Genomic DNA, 16926 nt, shown 5'->3' on the forward strand with positions numbered 1-16926 from the left:
GATCTGTTTCCCGCTAGGGATCGAATTGTAATTCAAGACGGGCGGGTACAAGACCCGCCCCTACAGTCTATTCCGTGGCATCGCCAGCCACTTCACCTGTTAACAGCTCGTCAATCCGCTGCAAACCCCGGGGCAGCTTGTTACCACGACGACCGCGTTCGCCTATGTAATGGGCTAAATCATCCACCTTGATGGTCATTTTGCGTTTACCTGCCACTAAAGTCACAGCTGTGGCTGCAGGCACAACGGTTAAAAGTTTCAGATACTCTTCACGGCTGGCGGCGCGGGCTGAAGGAATAGACAAAATCTTATTACCTTTACCTTTGCTCAGCTGTGGTAACTCAGCCACAGGGAACACCAACATACGACCTTCAGTGCTGATAGCCACCACTAAATCCGTTTCCGGGTTTTTGATAGGCACAGGAGGCAATACTTTAGCGCCGGTCGGCAAACTTAATACCGCCTTACCCGCTTTATTACGGCTGACTAAGTCGGCAAAAGTGCCAACAAAACCATAACCTGCATCACTGGCCAGCAATAATTTCTGGCTGTCTTCAGCCATCAGTACATGCTCAAAGTTTTCACCAGCCACTAAGGTAAAGCGGCCTGTTAACGGTTCGCCCTGACCTCGGGCTGAAGGTAGATCATGAGCTTCGGCAGCAAAAGCGCGACCTGATGAATCGATAAAGGCGGCGTATCTGTTACTTCGCCCCATAGCGGCCGCTTTAAAACCGTCCCCCGCTTTGTATTGCAAACTGTTGCCGTCGACATCATGGCCTTTGGCGCAGCGCACCCAGCCTTTTTCTGACAGCACTACAGTGACAGGCTCACTTGGCAGTAATTCTTTTTCGCTTAAGGCTTTGGCTTCTTCACGCATCACTATTGGGCTTCTGCGGTTGTCGCCATATTTTTCAGCATCTGACAGCAGCTCTTCACGGATCAGCTTGGTTAGCTTTTTCTCTGAACCTAAAATGCCTTCTAAGTAGTCACGCTCTTTTTCCAGCTCGGCTTGTTCGCCGCGGATTTTCATCTCTTCAAGCTTGGCTAAGTGACGTAACTTTAATTCCAGTATGGCTTCTGCCTGACGTTCGGTAATGCCGAAATGCGCCATTAACACCGGCTTGGGCTGATCGTTTTCGCGAATAATTTTAATCACTTCGTCGATGTTTAAAAACGCGATCAACAACGCCTCTAAAACATGCAAACGATCCAGCACTTTATCCAAGCGGAACTGCAGACGACGACGCACTGTGTCGCGGCGGAACACCAGCCATTCAGATAAAATTTCCAATAAGTTTTTCACCCTGGGCCGCTGATCCAGGCCCAGAATGTTTAAATTGACGCGATAGCTTTTTTCCAGATCCGTGGTGGCAAACAAATGCGCCATTAGCTGTTCCACGTCTATGCGGTTGGAACGCGGTACTATCACGATACGGGTTGGGTTTTCATGATCAGATTCATCACGTAAATCACTGACCATAGGCAGTTTTTTCGCGTTCATCTGAGCCGCTATCTGCTCCAGCACTTTCGAGCCTGAGGTTTGATGTGGCAAGGCGGTGATAATAATGTCACCATCTTCCAACTGATACAAACCACGCATCTTAATGCTGCCGCGGCCTGTTTCATAAATAGCCTGCAGTTCGTGCGCCGGACTTATAATTTCAGCGTCAGTCGGATAATCCGGGCCCTGAATATACTGCATTAAGTCAGGGACAGTGGCTTTTGGGTTATCCAGTAAAAAGGCAGTGGCGTTGGCCACTTCACGGGCATTATGCGGTGGTATATCTGTTGCCATACCAACAGCTATACCCGTCACGCCATTGAGCAGAATATGAGGTAAACGCGCAGGTAAAGTACGGGGCTCTTCCATTGTGCCGTCAAAGTTTGGCACCCAGTCCACAGTGCCCTGCCCCAGCTCGTTTAATAAGACTTCACTAAAGCGGGATAACTTGGCTTCGGTATAACGCATAGCAGCGAAAGACTTTGGATCGTCCGGCGCGCCCCAGTTGCCCTGACCATCGACTAGCGGGTAGCGGTAAGAAAACGGCTGAGCCATCAGTACCATAGCTTCGTAACAGGCACTGTCACCATGAGGGTGGAACTTACCTAACACGTCACCCACAGTACGGGCAGATTTTTTGTATTTCGCCAGATGCGACAACCCCAGCTCTGACATCGCATAAATAATACGGCGTTGGACTGGTTTTAAACCATCACCAATAAATGGCAAAGCCCGGTCCATAATGACGTACATCGAATAATTCAGGTAGGCTTCTTCAGTAAAGCGACGCAGCGGCAGCTGCTCTGTCCCTTCATTGGTTATCATAATATCTGTCATTTTTTGCTTCCGTTAACCAGCCTGATTTGATTGTTGTTTTTCAAGCGTTTGGGCTTGCAATTGAGCCTGGCGACGCGCCAGTTGCCATAGCAGTAACACCAGTAAAACTAAGCTGGTGCAGCCAAACAGTCCTATCCATAACCACTGGTTTTGTCTTTTGCGTTCAGCTTCCTGCAAGCGCAGGGCCTGTAATTCATTATCTTTGGCCAGCAACTCGTTTTGAGCCTGCTGGCGCTGCACATCAAAACCTAAGCGCAGTTTCTCCACAGCCAGTTCATGTTCTTTATTGCGTAATTTGTGATAACCCTTAAAAAACTGAGCCAGATGCTCATAGGCTTTTTGATAGCGGCCAGAATCCGCCTCCAGCCTGGCTTTTAAATTCAGGATCCATAACTGGCTGGACTGATTAGCATCATTTTCCTCTTTACTTAAGCTTTGCTCTGCCTGTGCCAATTCCTGGCTAGCCAAAGAAATCTGGCCCAGCTCTCGGTAAATCAAGGCTTTTTCATAGTGGTGCATCGAGTTTTGATAAGTCGACTGCAAACCTGGTAGATACTGCTCAGCTTTTTCGATATAGGCCAAAGCTGCATCCAGCTTTTCATTGTCTTTGCTGGTCGAGGCCAGCCCCAGATAGGCAAAATACAAATTTGCCTGATCCTGTTGCGCTATCGCCAACTGCAGTAATTGGTCATAGCGTTGCATGGCTTTGTCGTACTGTTTTAAATAGCTGTAACTTCTGGCTAAATTAAACAACACATCCATTTTGTCTTTTTGCCAGCCCAGCGCATCATAACCTTCAAGCGCTTTTTCCATAAAATCTATGGCTTCTTGGTCAAAACCAAGACCTACATACAAGAGCCCCAATTCAGAATTTACATATGCCAGAATTTCCGGATCCTTTAGCAACACGGCTCTGTCGTAACTGCTTTTCAGCAAGACTAAAGCTTCCTGAAATTTATCCTGAATGCTGTAAATGGCAGCGATGTTAATGTCGGCTTCGATATGCAGTTTTTCGGCTTTTAATTCGACTGCCAGTGCTGAAGCCTGCAGATAATAATGCAGGGCCTGCTGATACTGACTTTGCATTTCCAGTGCAAACCCAAGGTTATTCCAGAAATCTATAGTGGTTAAATCCCGGCGCTCACCCAACAAAGCCAGACCACGTTCAGCCACTTCCTGTTGCTGCTGATGCCTGCCTAAACTTTCATAGATATCAGCCAGTTGCAATAAATACTGCACCTGTAATTCAACAGGCCAATCACCATAAGCAGGCTGTTGCTTTTCTAACAGTTGCAGCATTTGTTCAGGTTGTTGGGCTTTTTGTTGTTTGACCTGCACCAGCCAGTCAGGTGCGCTCTTTTCATCAGCATGCAGTGGCGCCGCCAGACAAAAACAGAGGCTTAACAGAGTTCCCCATGATTTGAGGTATTGTAGTGGTTTCATCTGTAATCCTTCAGGGCTCAGGCAAAATACTAAACGGCCACTATAGCGCGGTCGCCTTTCATCTCCAGCCAGTCTTTTCGGTCTGTTGCCCGCTTTTTCGCCAGCAACATATCCATCATTTCCATTGTCTGTACCAGATCATCTATGGTCAGTTGCACCAGTCGTCTGGTGTTTGGATCTATGGTGGTTTCACGCAGCTGCAATGGGTTCATTTCACCCAAACCTTTAAAACGTTGCACGTTAATTTTGCTACGTTTTTTCTCGGCTTCTAAACGATCCAGAATGCCTTTTTTCTCGTCTTCATCCAGCGCATAAAACACTTCTTTACCACAGTCGATACGGTACAACGGCGGCATGGCGACATAAATATGACCGGCTTCCACCAGAGGGCGGAAATGGCGCATAAACAAGGCACACAATAAGGTTGCGATGTGTAAACCATCAGAGTCAGCGTCGGCCAGAATACAAATCTTACCGTAACGCAACTGGCTTAAATCGGCTGAGTTTGGGTCCATGCCTATGGCGACAGAAATATCATGCACTTCCTGTGAACCCAGAATTTGCTCGGATTCGACTTCCCAGGTATTGAGAATTTTACCGCGCAGTGGCATCACGGCCTGAAACTCACGATCCCGTGCCTGTTTAGCAGAGCCGCCAGCTGAGTCCCCTTCGACAAAAAACAGTTCAGTCCGGTTTAAATCCTGTGACGAACAGTCTGACAATTTGCCCGGTAACGCTGGACCTGCAGTGACTTTTTTACGGATAATTTTTTTCGCAGCACGCAGACGTTTTTGCGCGTTGTTGATACAAAACTCTGCCAGCTGTTCGGCGATATCTGTGTGTTCGTTCAGCCATAAACTAAAGGCATCTTTCACCACACCGCTGATAAAAGCCACGGCCTGACGGGACGACAGCTTCTCTTTGGTTTGACCGGCAAACTGCGGTTCCTGCATTTTTAACGACAGGATGTAACTGCAGCGGTCCCAGACATCTTCAGGTGTCAGCTTAATGCCACGTGGCAATAAATTACGGAATTCACAAAAATCACGTAATGCTTCTAACAAGCCCTGACGTAAGCCATTGACGTGAGTACCACCTTGAGCTGTTGGAATTAAGTTGACGTAACTTTCAGTGATGAGTTCGCCACCTTCAGGTAACCAAAGCACAGCCCATTCTACCGCTTCATGACTGGCACTGAAGCTGCCGACAAAAGGCTGCTCCGGCAGCGCTATCATGTCTTTGACCGCATCCATTAAATAATCGCGGATACCGGCCTGATAACACCACTGATAACTCTGGTTGTTGACCTTATCGTCAAACTTGATAGTCAGGCCTGGACACAATACGGCTTTGGCTTTAAGCACATGCAGCATGCGGCTGACAGAAAACTTAGGCGAATCAAAATAATCAGGCGCAGGCCAGAAGCGCACTCTTGTGCCTGTATTGCGTTTGCCTACTGTGCCGGTAATAGCCAGTTCACTGACTTTATTGCCATGCTCAAAGGCTATTTCATAGACATTGCCATCGCGACGCACTGCCACATCAACCCGACTGGATAAGGCATTCACGACAGAAATACCTACGCCGTGTAAACCACCTGAGAATTGATAGTTTTTATTGGAAAACTTACCACCAGCGTGCAAACGACAGAGGATCAGTTCGACACCAGACACCCCTTCTTCCGGGTGGATATCCACCGGCATACCCCGACCATTGTCTATGACTTCCAGCGATTGATCCTCGTGCAAAATCACATGCACTAAATCGGCATGGCCAGCCAAAGCTTCGTCGACGCTGTTATCTATGACTTCCTGGCCTAAGTGGTTAGGACGGGTGGTATCGGTGTACATACCTGGACGGCGCTGAACTGGCTCCAGGCCTGTCAGCACCTCAATGGAATCGGCGTTGTATTGCTGGTCTGTCATAGGGCAAACGTCACTTCTCTGAATCACTCGTTTTCGCGAACCCAAAGTCATTGATGCGGCCTGCTCGGGCCGCTACTTCAAGTACGCAGGATATAACTGTATTAACAACCAGTTGTTTTACGCTATTTGACAAAACTTGACAATAGCAGGCAGGCAATTGGCATAACCTTGATAACTGTGGTCACCACCTGTTTGCACATCCACTGTACAACCTGCGTAAAACTGCACCGCTTTGCGATAATCCAGCACTTCATCCCCTTCCTGCAACAGCACCAGATACTTGTCCAAAGCTGATGGCTTAAGCTCAAGTTCGACCAGCAACGGCATATGATCAGCCTGTACCTGGAAATCCTGCTTTAACACTGGGTGATGATAAGTCCCTAAATGCTGACTTAATAACTCGTAAGGTGCTACTGCCGGGTTAATCAGTGCGGCAAAACAGCTGTTTTTTTCCGCCAGATAGGTAGCTAAAAAGCCGCCTAACGAACTGCCTATCACAGCATCAGGCCGACGGCCATTCAGCGCTTTTTCTATAGCAGCTATGGCTTCTTTTGGCGTGTAAGGTAAATCCGGAGCCAAAAGTTCAACATCAGGCAGTTGCTGCTGAAAAAATGCTTTGGTGATTAAGGCCTTTTCGGATTGAGATGAGCTGGCAAAGCCATGCAAATAGATGACAAGTTTAGACATTTACCCTTCCAGAAAATGCCAGTGCACTGCGTTGTCCGCCGCGGCATTGGCATTAAAAATCCATTCGATATAACCAGGACGCGCAGCGACGGGCTGATAGTCCGGTGTTAATAAAAATTGCACTGAACTGGCAGGGCAGCCCACCAGTTGAAGCCCTTGTAGCTGTTTGGCATAAGCGTAATGACAATGACCATGAGCCAAACCTTTGATCCGAAGATCCGAGCTGATGATCTGCCACAAAGCAGCCGCATCCAGCTGAATATGCTCATCAATAAAACTGCCCATAGCACTGATATGGTGATGACAAAACAGCCAGACAGCCGCTTCTGGCTGATAAGTTGCCAACTGTTGTTGTAACTGCTGCTGTCTTGCCCTACCAAAATAACCTGCTGGTGTAGGTCCTGTGCTATTGAGTAAACAAAGCCGCCAGTCGCCCAGACTTAGCTCTGTCTGTGCATTAAAAGGTGCGGACACAAAAGCCTGCTGCATCAACGCTAGGTCGTCGTGATTACCAGGCAAATAAAACACAGGGCAAGACCAGTCGCAAAAAAGCTGAGCAATTAACTGATAAGAGGCCAGACTATGGTCCTGAGTTAAATCGCCGGTCAGGATCACGGCATCAGGTTGATTAGTTTGAAGTTGAGATAACAGCAGTTCCAACTGACGGTAAGGCTGCACACCATAAAACCAACCGTCTGGCTCCGCTAATAAATGACAATCAGAAATTTGCAGCAGGCGATAAGAGTCTTGGTTGGCAAAAACCACAGCCATCAGGCCAATACCCCTGTGTTCTGATAGCCACGGCGTGAACACAAGTTCAGCCAGTCACGCAGCAATAAATTAATCTGGCGTTTTTCATCAGGCAATAACATATCCACATTCGGATAGCTGTAGACAGCTTTCAACTGGCGCACCTGCTGACAAGCCAAGACTTCAGCCAGACGTGCATCGTGGTATAGCCGCACTTCAAAGCGTGGTTTGAGCCAGCCAATCATCGACTGGCTAATCAATTCAATACTGACGGTGGTGGTGTATTTACACAGCTCCAACAGTTCAACCTGATAACTTTCACTGGCATTAATATGAATAAGGCAACGCTGGCCTGGACGTTGATTGCCAGGCAGAAAAAAACGCAGTTGTGCGTAATTGCGCTCACACAAACTGAGAAAGTCTGGCAGGTAAGGCACATAACGTTTTCGGGCCAAATTTGGCATACCAGCTACTCTCTTTATTCTGGTTTGTGATGATTAAATTTACAGAGCCCAGCGCGCTTTTACTTCTTCCAGATTCAAGGCTAACCATTGCAAGGCTATGACAGTTGCAGCGTTATCTATCTTTCCGGCCTGTAAAAGCTGCATCGCAGCCTGACGCGGCAAGCTATGAACTTTAATATCTTCCTGCTCCGATGCCAAGCCATAAACCCCGCTTTCTACCGGCTCAGTCAGTCGCGCCAGCACTAAATAAATCCGTTCTGTACTGCCACCAGGGCTACTCTGATAACTAAGCATAGGCCAGAATTCTGTCAGCTTCAGACCCGCTTCTTCTTCTGATTCACGTTGTGCCACTTGCTCAATAGTTTCACCCGACTCAATCATGCCGGCTATAGCCTCAAGCAACCAAGGGCCATTTTGATTCTGCAAAGCCCCGATACGGAATTGCTCTATCAGTACCAAACTGTCATTTTTTACATCATAAGGCAGTACTATGACCGCATGACCACGCTCAAATAGTTCACGCTTTACTTCACCACTCCAGCCACCGTTAAATAACTTATGCTTTATTTTATAGCTGTCGACCCGGAAGAAACCCTGAAAAACTGTGGTCTGGTCGAGTATTTTTACATCGTCAGAGCAAAAGGATGGATAATTTTCTGGCTTGAAATCAGACATTTGAAGACTCACATTCTGTTACACTTGAACCTATGCTGTTTACGCTTTAATCATTACTTAGTTAATACCAACAAGGTATTATTGGCTCACTTTTGCACAAATATGGACTTTCGGTTATGAAAAAAACCTTGTTAGGCACGTTGATAGGCTCGGCACTGGCTCTTCTGAGTGTGCAGGCAAATGCCGAAAACTTGCAAACCATTTATCAGTTAGCGACTAAAAAAGACCCGCAAGTATTAAAAGCTGCAGCGACTCGTGATGCAGCCAAAGCCGGCATCGACGTGTCTAAAGCCCGTTTATTACCGCAGGTGAATTTCACTGCAGGTGCCAGCCACTCTATTGGCGATGGCATGGACAATAGCGGCGCAATGTTTGACGCTGAAAGTAACAGAACCAACGCAAGCATTAACTTGACTCAATCTCTGTTTGATTGGAGTCGTTACGAGAATCTGTCGATAGCTGAAAAAGCGGCAGTTCAGGGCCAGACTGCTTACGATGCCGCTATTCAAACTTTGATAGTACGGGTGTCTCAGTCCTACTTTAACGTGTTAACAGCTGAGGATAATTTAAGTTTCGTGGTAGCTGAAAAACGCGCTATCGAACGTCAGCTGGAACAAACCAAACAACGATTTGCGGTAGGTTTAACAGCTATCACTGACGTACATGAAGCTCAGGCTCAGTATGACAGTGCTGTTGCCCGTGAAATCAGCGCACAAAATGATTTGGAAACAGCCCGTGAATTTTTACGTGAAATTACCGGTGAATACCATGCTCAGCTGGATCCGTTAAACACGGCCCGTTTCAGCACCAGTCAGCCTACACCTAACAATCCGCAAGATTGGGTACAAACGGCGCAGGACAATAATCTGGAGCTGAAAATCCGCAAGCTGTCACTGGACATTGCGGAGCACAACATCCAGATCGCCAAATCAGGCCATTATCCGACCCTTGATCTGCAGGCCTCTACTGGTCTGGAGAACAGCAACAGCAAAAACAAAGATACAGGTGAAGGTTCAAACTCGCCTCGTACAGATAGCAGCTCTATTGGCATTAACTTAGTGGTGCCTATTTATTCTGGAGGCGGCACTGTAGCGAACGAAGAAGTAGTCCGTGCTAACTATGTAGAAGCAGCTGAAGACTTAGAACTAAGCCACCGCAGTGTGATCCGTCAGGTTCGCAGCAACTACAACAATGTGGGTGCTTTGATCTCCAGTACCAAAGCGCTGGAACAAGCTGTAGTGTCGGCTGAAAGTGCGTTAAAAGCCACTGAAGCAGGTTTTGAAGTAGGTACCCGTACTATCGTTGACGTATTACAAAGTACCAGAAACCTGTTTGATGCCCGCCGTAACCTGTCCAAAGCCCGTTACGACTACATACTGTCTGTTTTAGCCTTAAAACAAGCAGCAGGTACTTTAACTGAAGAAGATTTATTCACTGTAAACAGAGCCTTAGGTAACTAAATCTCTTTTTAGAGCGTCTCAGTTGAAGCTGCATTTGCGGCTTCAACTGAGCCTGTTCCTACCAGTTAGCACTTTTTTCCCCGCTTTTTTTCGTTACAATAGCCGCACTTTTTTTGCCCGAGGATTTGCTGTGGTTCATGTTCCACGTTTTACCATTGGTTTTTTACATCCAAAACACTGGCCCTTGTGGTGTGGTTTAGGTCTGATGTGGATCCTGCTGTGGTTGCCTTACCCTGTGTTGATGAAAATGGGCGAAGGCGTCGGCTGGTTGCTGATGAAAGCCATGAAATCCAGGGTGAAAGTAACGCGTCGTAATCTGGAGCTGTGTTTTCCTGATATGCCAGAGGCCGAACGTGAAGCTTTAGTAAAACAAAACTTTAAAGAAACAGGTAAAGCAGCCTTTGAAACTTTTATCGGCTGGTGGTGGCCAGACTGGCGTGCCCGCCCTTTGTGCCATTTCACAGGCAAAGAACATATTCAGCAAATCTTAGATCAGGGCAAAGGCGTATTGCTGCTTAGTGGTCACTTTTTATCGCTGGAAATGATTGCCCGAACCTTTGGTTTTCATTGCCCTGCTGTAGGTTTTTACCGCCCGAACGACAATGAAATTATGGAGTACTTTCAATACCATGGCCGGGTGCGTTCAAACCGCTACCTGATTGGTAAACGTGACGTACGCACCATGATCAAAGCCTTAAACGAAAAAGAGGTTTGTTTTTATCTGCCCGATCAGGACTATGGCCGCAATAAGGCTGAGTTCGTGCCATTTTTTGCAGTAAAAGAAACCGCCACCACCACAGGCACTTTATTATTTGCCGGCAGTGCCAACTGTGAAACAGTACCTATCCATTGTTACCGTTTACCTGGTTATCAGGGTTATCGCGTAGATGCCTTGCCAGCTTTTGAAAACTTTCCAAGTGGTGATGCTAAAGCAGATGTGACCCGGGTCAATCAATGGCTGGAGCAAGGCGTGTTGGCTCATCCTGAACAATACATGTGGCTACACCGACGTTTTAAAACCCGGCCAAATCCGGACGACCCAAGTTTGTATTAAGAAATTGCTACAGCATTTTCGCCACGAACGGAAGTTGCAGCACAGCGTTAAGGCAGGCTATGATGCTGTGACGCTGACCAGGGATAAAAGCTATGTGGTTTTGGATCAAGCACTTATTGCTTGCAGCTTTATTATTCATACTAGCTGCAATTGTGATGTTTAAACCGGAATTGCTGTATTTCAAGCCGGAGAAACTATCCGAAAAAAGCTCAGTCGCAGTGAAAGGCTTTACAGACTTTTACAGCAATATCCGCAGTTCTTTTGCGGATAAAGACGATAATTCCGCTGACTTTGTGATTGAATTGACAGAAGACCACAGCAATCTGATCTCCTTGTTACGTGACAGAGCAAACCGAATGGTGGCGCTGCCTGAAAACTGGAAAGGCAATGAAACCGACAGGCGTTTCCGTGTCGGCGATACCTTAAAAACAGTGCTGACGATGCAAGGTCGTAAAGAAGGTGTAGAACTGTTTTGGGTGCTGTCGAAAGACTACAAAGTAAAGCACTACTTCCAGACCGACTTCAGTTACATCAGTGCCATTCAGGAAGCCTCTCAAGCTATATCTTCTGACTTTGAACAACCAGTGCAGGCCTACTTTTGTAATGTGTCCAGAGCCGTGGTGCTGACCGACAAAATCATTCCGTTTTTGCAGCAAAATTGCATCAATATCAACGCACCACGCCGCAGAATAAACAGTTAACCTGATACTCTGCGCCTGCGACTGTGTTTTAGCTAAATAACTGCTCCCAGACTTTGCGCACTTGCTCCATCGCCTGTTCTAATTGCTGAGCGGTTTCGATAGCAGGATCCAGGGTTTGTCTGTGACTAACCCCTCTTAATTGCTGATACGCCTGCTGTAGCGCCTGGGTTTGTTCAGGCTGCAACAAACCAGCGGCAGCGGCTGCATCCAGAATACGAATATTGTCACTGTAGAAATACAAATCCGCATACTGACTGCCATAAGCCAACACCAGGTACTGGCTAATAAATTCCAGATCCACTATGCCACCTGACGCATGTTTTACTTCAGTCGACTGCTCGCCATGATGCTGTCGCAGCTTTTGCCGCATTTCAGTGACTTCAGCTTTAAGCACAGCTAAGTCTCGCGGTTTGGCTAACACTTCACTGCGTATTTTGTTAAAGCGCTGTGCAATTTTATCATCACCATAGACCAGACGGCTGCGCACTAAAGCCTGATGCTCCCAGGTCCAGGCTTCTTTTTCCAGGTAATCAGCATAGGTATCAATATGCACAGCCAATAAACCGGCATTACCAGCAGGGCGCAAGCGGGTATCAATATCGTATAACACACCACTTGGAGTTCTGGTGGTAAACATATGCACTATGCGCTGCACCATCTTGATATAAAACTGACGTGAATCAATGGCTTTGTCTCCTTGAGTCGGCGCAAGATTGTCGCACTGATGGACAAAAACCAAATCTAAATCCGAACCATAGCCCAGTTCCAGCCCACCCAATTTGCCATAAGCAAGCACAGCAAAAGCTTTGGCGTCTTCAGGTTTTAAACCTGCAGGTAAGCCGTATTTTTCTGCCATTTGCTGCCAGGATAACTCCACTACTGCGGCAATAATGGCTTCGGCTAAAAAGGTCAGATGGTCGCTGACTTTCATCAACGGCAAAATACCCGTGATATCGGCAGCTGCAATACGCAGTTGTTGGGCCTGTTTAAACTGACGCAACACCTCCATTTGCAGCTCTAAATCATCGGTTGGCACCCTCAGCATACTTTGGCGTAGTTTATCCCGGTAATCCGTTGAATCCGGTACCTGATACAGCTGAGATGGGTCGATTAGCTCGTCCAGCAACAAGGGGTAACGCGCCAGATGTTCTGCCAACCAGCCACTTTTATGACATAACATCAGCAGTTGCTGTAGTGCAGGCGGATTCTCAGAGAGCAGCTCAAGGTAAGCTGTACGGCTGACAATCTGCCGGAACACGCCCAGCACCCGCTGCAATACCAGAGCCGAGCCTTGCTGTTTGGCCAACTGATGCAATAAAAACGGAATAAGTTTTTCTAACAGCTCACGACCTCTTGGGCCTACACTGCGTTTTTGGCAATCCTGTTTAAACTGCTTTAAATGCTCCAGCAATTGCACAGCTTCATCAGCTGCTAACCAGTCCAGATGCTCAGCTAAATCTGCTGACGGCAATTCACTGTCCCAACATAAACGGCCTAACACCATTTCTTCCGGCTCAGGATTATCGCCTTGATCAATCACCAGTTTAAAATGCTGATGAATACGACCCATAGCCTGCTCAGTCGTGTCGGTTAGTTGTTGCCAGTTGCTAAAGCCTAAACCCAGCACTAGCCGTTGCCGGTTCAGCTCATCAGCCGGTAAAGTTTGAGTTTGTTGATCGTCCAGCCCCTGTAACAACTGCTCGACTTTGCGCAACCACAGATAATCCTGCTTGAGTTGATGCTGCTGCTCAGGCTCCAATAACTGCTGGCTTTGCAAAGCATCTAAGGCTTTAAAAATAGAAACTTGCTGCAACTGAGGAATACGCCCACCCCGGATCAGCTGCAGAGTTTGCACCACAAACTCCACTTCGCGTATACCGCCCGCGCCCAGCTTAATATTATCCACACGGTTGCGACGGCGGTTTTCCTGCTCTATCAACTGTTTCATCCGGCGTAAGGATTCCAACGCTGAGTAGTCGATATAACGACGGTAGACAAAAGGTTTTAGCAGCTGATTCAGCTCCACCGCATGCACAGGATCCGGATTCAGAATACGGGCTTTGAGCATGGCGTAGCGTTCCCACTCCCTGCCCTGCGCCTGATAATAATCTTCCATAGCCGCAAAACTCAGCACCAGCGGGCCAGAATCGCCAAAAGGCCGCAAACGCATATCGACCCTAAACACAAAACCATCGGCCGTGACCTGATGCAAAGCTGATATCAGTTTCTGGCCTAACTTGGTAAAAAACTGCTGATTTTCAACCGACCTGCGACCCCCACTGGTTTCGCCGTTATGCGGATAAGTAAAAATCAGGTCGATGTCGGATGAGAAATTCAGCTCACCGCCACCCAATTTGCCCATACCTAAGATCAGTAAAGGCATAGGCTTGCCTTGCTGATCCAAAGGCTGGCCCCACTGAGTAGCCACATCCTGATAAGCCCATTGATAAGCGCTGTGGATCAGGTTGTCTGCCATAGCTGAGATATCCAGCAGGCACTGCTCTGTCGATTTCACAGCGAGAATATCGGCCGCCAGAATTTGGGCAAGTATCGCATTGCGGCAACGGCGCAGAGCCTTAAATACGCTGGGTTCTGTTTGATCGGCAAGGTCAGACAAAGGGTTCTGATGTATTAAGGCTTTAGCCAACAGCTCTTTATGCAGCAGCACAGCAATAAGCTCTGGTTGCTGTTGCATCACCCGGCTTAAAAATGGGCTGACCGCCAGTAAGAGCTTGAGATCCTGCTGCTGTTCGGCGCTTAAATCCGGCACCAACAAAGTGGGCAATACCAGATCGACTTCATGCTGTAACTCAGACGGCAATACAGCGGCTAACCGGGCGGTCAATGGGCTCATCATTACCTCAGGCAGAAAACAAAGATTCAGAACAATTCAGCAAAGCACAGTTATAAGCTGCACTGCTGAAAAAACTCAAGGCTTGTGTCGGATCAGGCAACGGCAAAGCCGCGAAGTCTGCAGAGATAACAGACAAAGCCTTTATAGATTGACCTATGACCTGCCATGACTGCGGATCCTGACTACGTAAGAAATAGCTTTCGTGATACTGCAGAGATTTTAATAAAGCCGCTGTACTGCTGTGATCGGCTGGTATAAAGACCAAAGGCTGCTGCTGCACCAAACGATAACCCCGCTCAGCCTTAGACTGCCAGCCCAAACGCAGCGGTAACAACTGCACCAGCTGGCGCGACAGTGCAAATAAGGCTTTCACATCACCTTGTTGCAGCTCTAGTTCCAGTTCAAATATCGCTTCGCTTTGATCTCCTGATACCACTTCGCCCTGATCTAACACAGCTTCTACTGTGCTGCCATCCGCTAAGGTAAGTAACCAGCTTTGACGAACAAAGTCAGTGCGAAACAGCTGTTTCAGCTGACTTTGTAGCAGCGCTAAATCTGTACCTTGCGGCCATATTTCAGCTGGGAAGGCAATTAATTCAGGCCAAACCGAAGCACAAGGCAGATTGTACTCAGGCCGCAAATGCAAACCACCATGCTGCTGTCCTGCCAATTTTATGGTTTGTTCAAACTGACCTTTTTTAAGCCGGGTGCGAAGACCGGCATCATGGCGACGAAACCACAAATCATCAGTTTCGTAATAGGCATTTAATAGCTGGACACTGCCCTCAGGTTGCACTGTGGCAGCCAGTTGCTGCCATACCAAATCCAGTGCAGTTGTGCTGCTTTGGATTATTAAAAATTTAAGTTCAGCTTCCATCGCCATAGTGGCTTAATTCCTGTTCTGCAAGAAGAAGTTGTCAATTGATCATCATCTGGCCTATGATCGGCTCAATTCTCTATTTTGACCAGATGTTGGTCGGTTTTTTTAGGATTTTTATGTTGATCACTTCAAGACCATGGCAAGCAGGCATGCTTCTGGCCACAGTGTTGCTAAGCACAAGCGTCACTGCACAACAAGAAACAACAGGCACTCCGGTCAGCCCACAAAACGCCTATATCAGCGATAAGCTGATTACTTACATTTACAACGGCCCAGGCCGCGACTTTAAAATTATTGGCAGCATTGCCGCGGGCGAAGAAATTAAACTTATTGCAGAAGACAGTAGCTCCAATTACTGGCAACTCACGGACAGCAAAGGCCGCACCGGCTGGATTTTAAAACAATACGTTAGCTTAACCCCGGTATTTGGTGGTGAAACAGGTGAACTGCAGCAACAATTACAACAGCAACAAACTCTCGTTTCCCAGTTGCAGCAGGAAAAAGAACAAGTCCAACAACAACTCAATGAAACGGACGCTGCACTACAACAAGCAGAAAAAGCCACAGCTACTGCACAACAAACTATTGCGTTGCTGACTACACAACTACAGGAAAAACCATCCGCTTTCTGGCAAGACAAAATGGTATTAGGCTCCATCTTAGGCTTCGCTGGTTTGTTATTAGGCCTGATAGTCCCAGCCCTGATCCCAGGACGCCGCCGCAAAGAACGCTGGATGTGATTGAAGGCTATTAGCCTTACCCTCTGAAATACCGCTATTTATTGTTGAAAAATCAGGTGCTGAGCTGGCTGTAAAGGCTCAGCACTTGGTTTGACTCAGTAGTCACTTGCAAATGAGCTGTACAGCTTTAAAAATAGCTTGATGCCAACTCCTGCCCATTAGTCCGATATTTGAATCGACAAGTTTTCATAGTAAGTCGCTGCGACCTGGGGTCGCCTTTTATCAATTATAAAGACCTGATTCAAATTTGAGACGGGCGGGTGCAAGACCCGCCCCTACAGTTAACCCGCAGATATGAATAGCCGTTCTAGACCTCGCCATATCATGCCAAATAACAACAATTAGTCGGTTTTAATCTCAGGCGCCGCAGCAAACTTCAAAGGCAAACCCGCATCCTGCTTTACCTGCTCTATCACCACATAAGTATGAGTCTGCAACACGCCAGGCAAATCCACAATCAAGCCTAATACGCCCCGGTAGGCTTCCATGCTGGATAAGCGCAGTTTCAGCAGATAATCAAAACCACCGGCCACCATATGGCATTCCGCCACTTGCGGAATTTTTACCACAGCATCACGAAACTGATCAAAAACTGCGCCTGTGGTTCTGTCTAAGGTCACCTGAATAAAAGCCGCAGTGCCAAACCCCAGTTTACTGGCGTTTAAACGGGCGCCATAACCTTCAATAAAACCGTCCTGCTCCAGCTTGCGCACCCTGTCTATGCAAGGGCTTGGGCTTAAGTTGACCTTTTTTGCCAGTTCGACATTAGAAATACGTCCATCTTTTTGTAGCGTGTCTAGAATTGTCATGTCGATACGGTCCGGTAACCGGCCTTTGGCGCTTTGAGTCATGGCAGTATTTTTTCGGGTTTTAGGGTTAATAAACCGAATTATATAAGGTTACCTTGAAAAAGAAACCACCAAATAGGGCTGCGCTTTCACTAAAATGCAGCATA

Annotated in this window: 14 protein-coding genes; 4 read left to right on the top strand and 10 right to left on the bottom strand. The window is 47.4% G+C overall.

Translation table 11 applies throughout. The features are described 5' to 3' along the window. Nucleotides 1-67 precede the first annotated feature (67 nt). The 7 genes from parC to nudF all read right to left on the bottom strand — a co-directional run bounded on the left by parC (nucleotide 68) and on the right by nudF (nucleotide 8282). Nucleotides 68-2338: a DNA topoisomerase IV subunit A gene (gene parC / locus EK374_RS17265; RefSeq protein ID WP_127025781.1), complete on the bottom strand. Its 2271-nt coding sequence runs from the start codon at nucleotides 2336-2338 to the stop codon at nucleotides 68-70. A 12-nt stretch (nucleotides 2339-2350) separates the two neighbouring features. Next, nucleotides 2351-3781, bottom strand: a complete 1431-nt coding sequence (locus EK374_RS17270; protein WP_127025782.1) for a tetratricopeptide repeat protein — start codon at nucleotides 3779-3781, stop codon at nucleotides 2351-2353. Nucleotides 3782-3810: 29 nt separating this feature from the next. Continuing rightward, nucleotides 3811-5706 (bottom strand): DNA topoisomerase IV subunit B, encoded by a 1896-nt coding sequence (gene parE, locus EK374_RS17275; protein WP_127025783.1) that lies wholly within the window; start codon nucleotides 5704-5706, stop codon nucleotides 3811-3813. 117 nt (nucleotides 5707-5823) lie between these two features. Beyond that, on the bottom strand, nucleotides 5824-6393 hold the full coding sequence (locus tag EK374_RS17280) for a YqiA/YcfP family alpha/beta fold hydrolase (protein WP_127025784.1): 570 nt from the start codon (nucleotides 6391-6393) through the stop codon (nucleotides 5824-5826). Next, nucleotides 6394-7164 (bottom strand): metallophosphoesterase family protein, encoded by a 771-nt coding sequence (locus tag EK374_RS17285; RefSeq protein ID WP_127025785.1) that lies wholly within the window; start codon nucleotides 7162-7164, stop codon nucleotides 6394-6396. Further along, nucleotides 7164-7607 (bottom strand): DUF1249 domain-containing protein, encoded by a 444-nt coding sequence (locus EK374_RS17290; RefSeq protein ID WP_127025786.1) that lies wholly within the window; start codon nucleotides 7605-7607, stop codon nucleotides 7164-7166. Before EK374_RS17290 ends, EK374_RS17285 begins: the two co-directional genes overlap by 1 nt. A gap of 39 nt (nucleotides 7608-7646) precedes the next feature. Beyond that, nucleotides 7647-8282, bottom strand: a complete 636-nt coding sequence (gene nudF / locus EK374_RS17295) for an ADP-ribose diphosphatase (RefSeq protein ID WP_127025787.1) — start codon at nucleotides 8280-8282, stop codon at nucleotides 7647-7649. A 116-nt stretch (nucleotides 8283-8398) separates the two neighbouring features. Here nudF and tolC point away from each other — a divergent pair, with 116 nt between their 5' ends. The 3 genes from tolC (at nucleotide 8399) to EK374_RS17310 (ending at nucleotide 11497) form a co-directional block, all read left to right on the top strand. Further along, nucleotides 8399-9742, top strand: a complete 1344-nt coding sequence (gene tolC / locus EK374_RS17300) for an outer membrane channel protein TolC (protein ID WP_127025788.1) — start codon at nucleotides 8399-8401, stop codon at nucleotides 9740-9742. Nucleotides 9743-9872: 130 nt separating this feature from the next. Beyond that, nucleotides 9873-10796: an LpxL/LpxP family Kdo(2)-lipid IV(A) lauroyl/palmitoleoyl acyltransferase gene (lpxL, locus tag EK374_RS17305; RefSeq protein WP_127025789.1), complete on the top strand. Its 924-nt coding sequence runs from the start codon at nucleotides 9873-9875 to the stop codon at nucleotides 10794-10796. Nucleotides 10797-10888: 92 nt separating this feature from the next. Further along, nucleotides 10889-11497 carry a TcpQ domain-containing protein gene (locus tag EK374_RS17310; RefSeq protein ID WP_127025790.1) on the top strand — a complete coding sequence of 203 codons (609 nt, stop codon included), beginning with the start codon at nucleotides 10889-10891 and terminating at the stop codon, nucleotides 11495-11497. A gap of 28 nt (nucleotides 11498-11525) precedes the next feature. Here EK374_RS17310 and glnE read toward each other — a convergent pair whose 3' ends face one another. Continuing rightward, nucleotides 11526-14351: a bifunctional [glutamate--ammonia ligase]-adenylyl-L-tyrosine phosphorylase/[glutamate--ammonia-ligase] adenylyltransferase gene (gene glnE, locus EK374_RS17315; protein WP_127025791.1), complete on the bottom strand. Its 2826-nt coding sequence runs from the start codon at nucleotides 14349-14351 to the stop codon at nucleotides 11526-11528. Between the two features lie 7 nt (nucleotides 14352-14358). After that, on the bottom strand, nucleotides 14359-15234 hold the full coding sequence (locus EK374_RS17320) for a CYTH domain-containing protein (RefSeq protein WP_127025792.1): 876 nt from the start codon (nucleotides 15232-15234) through the stop codon (nucleotides 14359-14361). A gap of 113 nt (nucleotides 15235-15347) precedes the next feature. Here EK374_RS17320 and EK374_RS17325 point away from each other — a divergent pair, with 113 nt between their 5' ends. Further along, the gene (locus tag EK374_RS17325) at nucleotides 15348-15971 is read left to right on the top strand and encodes a TIGR04211 family SH3 domain-containing protein (RefSeq protein ID WP_164731904.1); all 624 of its coding nucleotides are present in this window, start codon (nucleotides 15348-15350) and stop codon (nucleotides 15969-15971) included. A 341-nt stretch (nucleotides 15972-16312) separates the two neighbouring features. On the opposite strand, the gene EK374_RS17330 is transcribed toward EK374_RS17325, so the two are convergent. After that, nucleotides 16313-16780: an Lrp/AsnC ligand binding domain-containing protein gene (locus EK374_RS17330; protein ID WP_456095383.1), complete on the bottom strand. Its 468-nt coding sequence runs from the start codon at nucleotides 16778-16780 to the stop codon at nucleotides 16313-16315. Nucleotides 16781-16926 lie beyond the last annotated feature (146 nt).

Origin of the sequence: Rheinheimera mangrovi (genome assembly GCF_003990335.1) — a bacterium.
In the GTDB taxonomy this organism is placed as follows: domain Bacteria; phylum Pseudomonadota; class Gammaproteobacteria; order Enterobacterales; family Alteromonadaceae; genus Pararheinheimera; species Pararheinheimera mangrovi.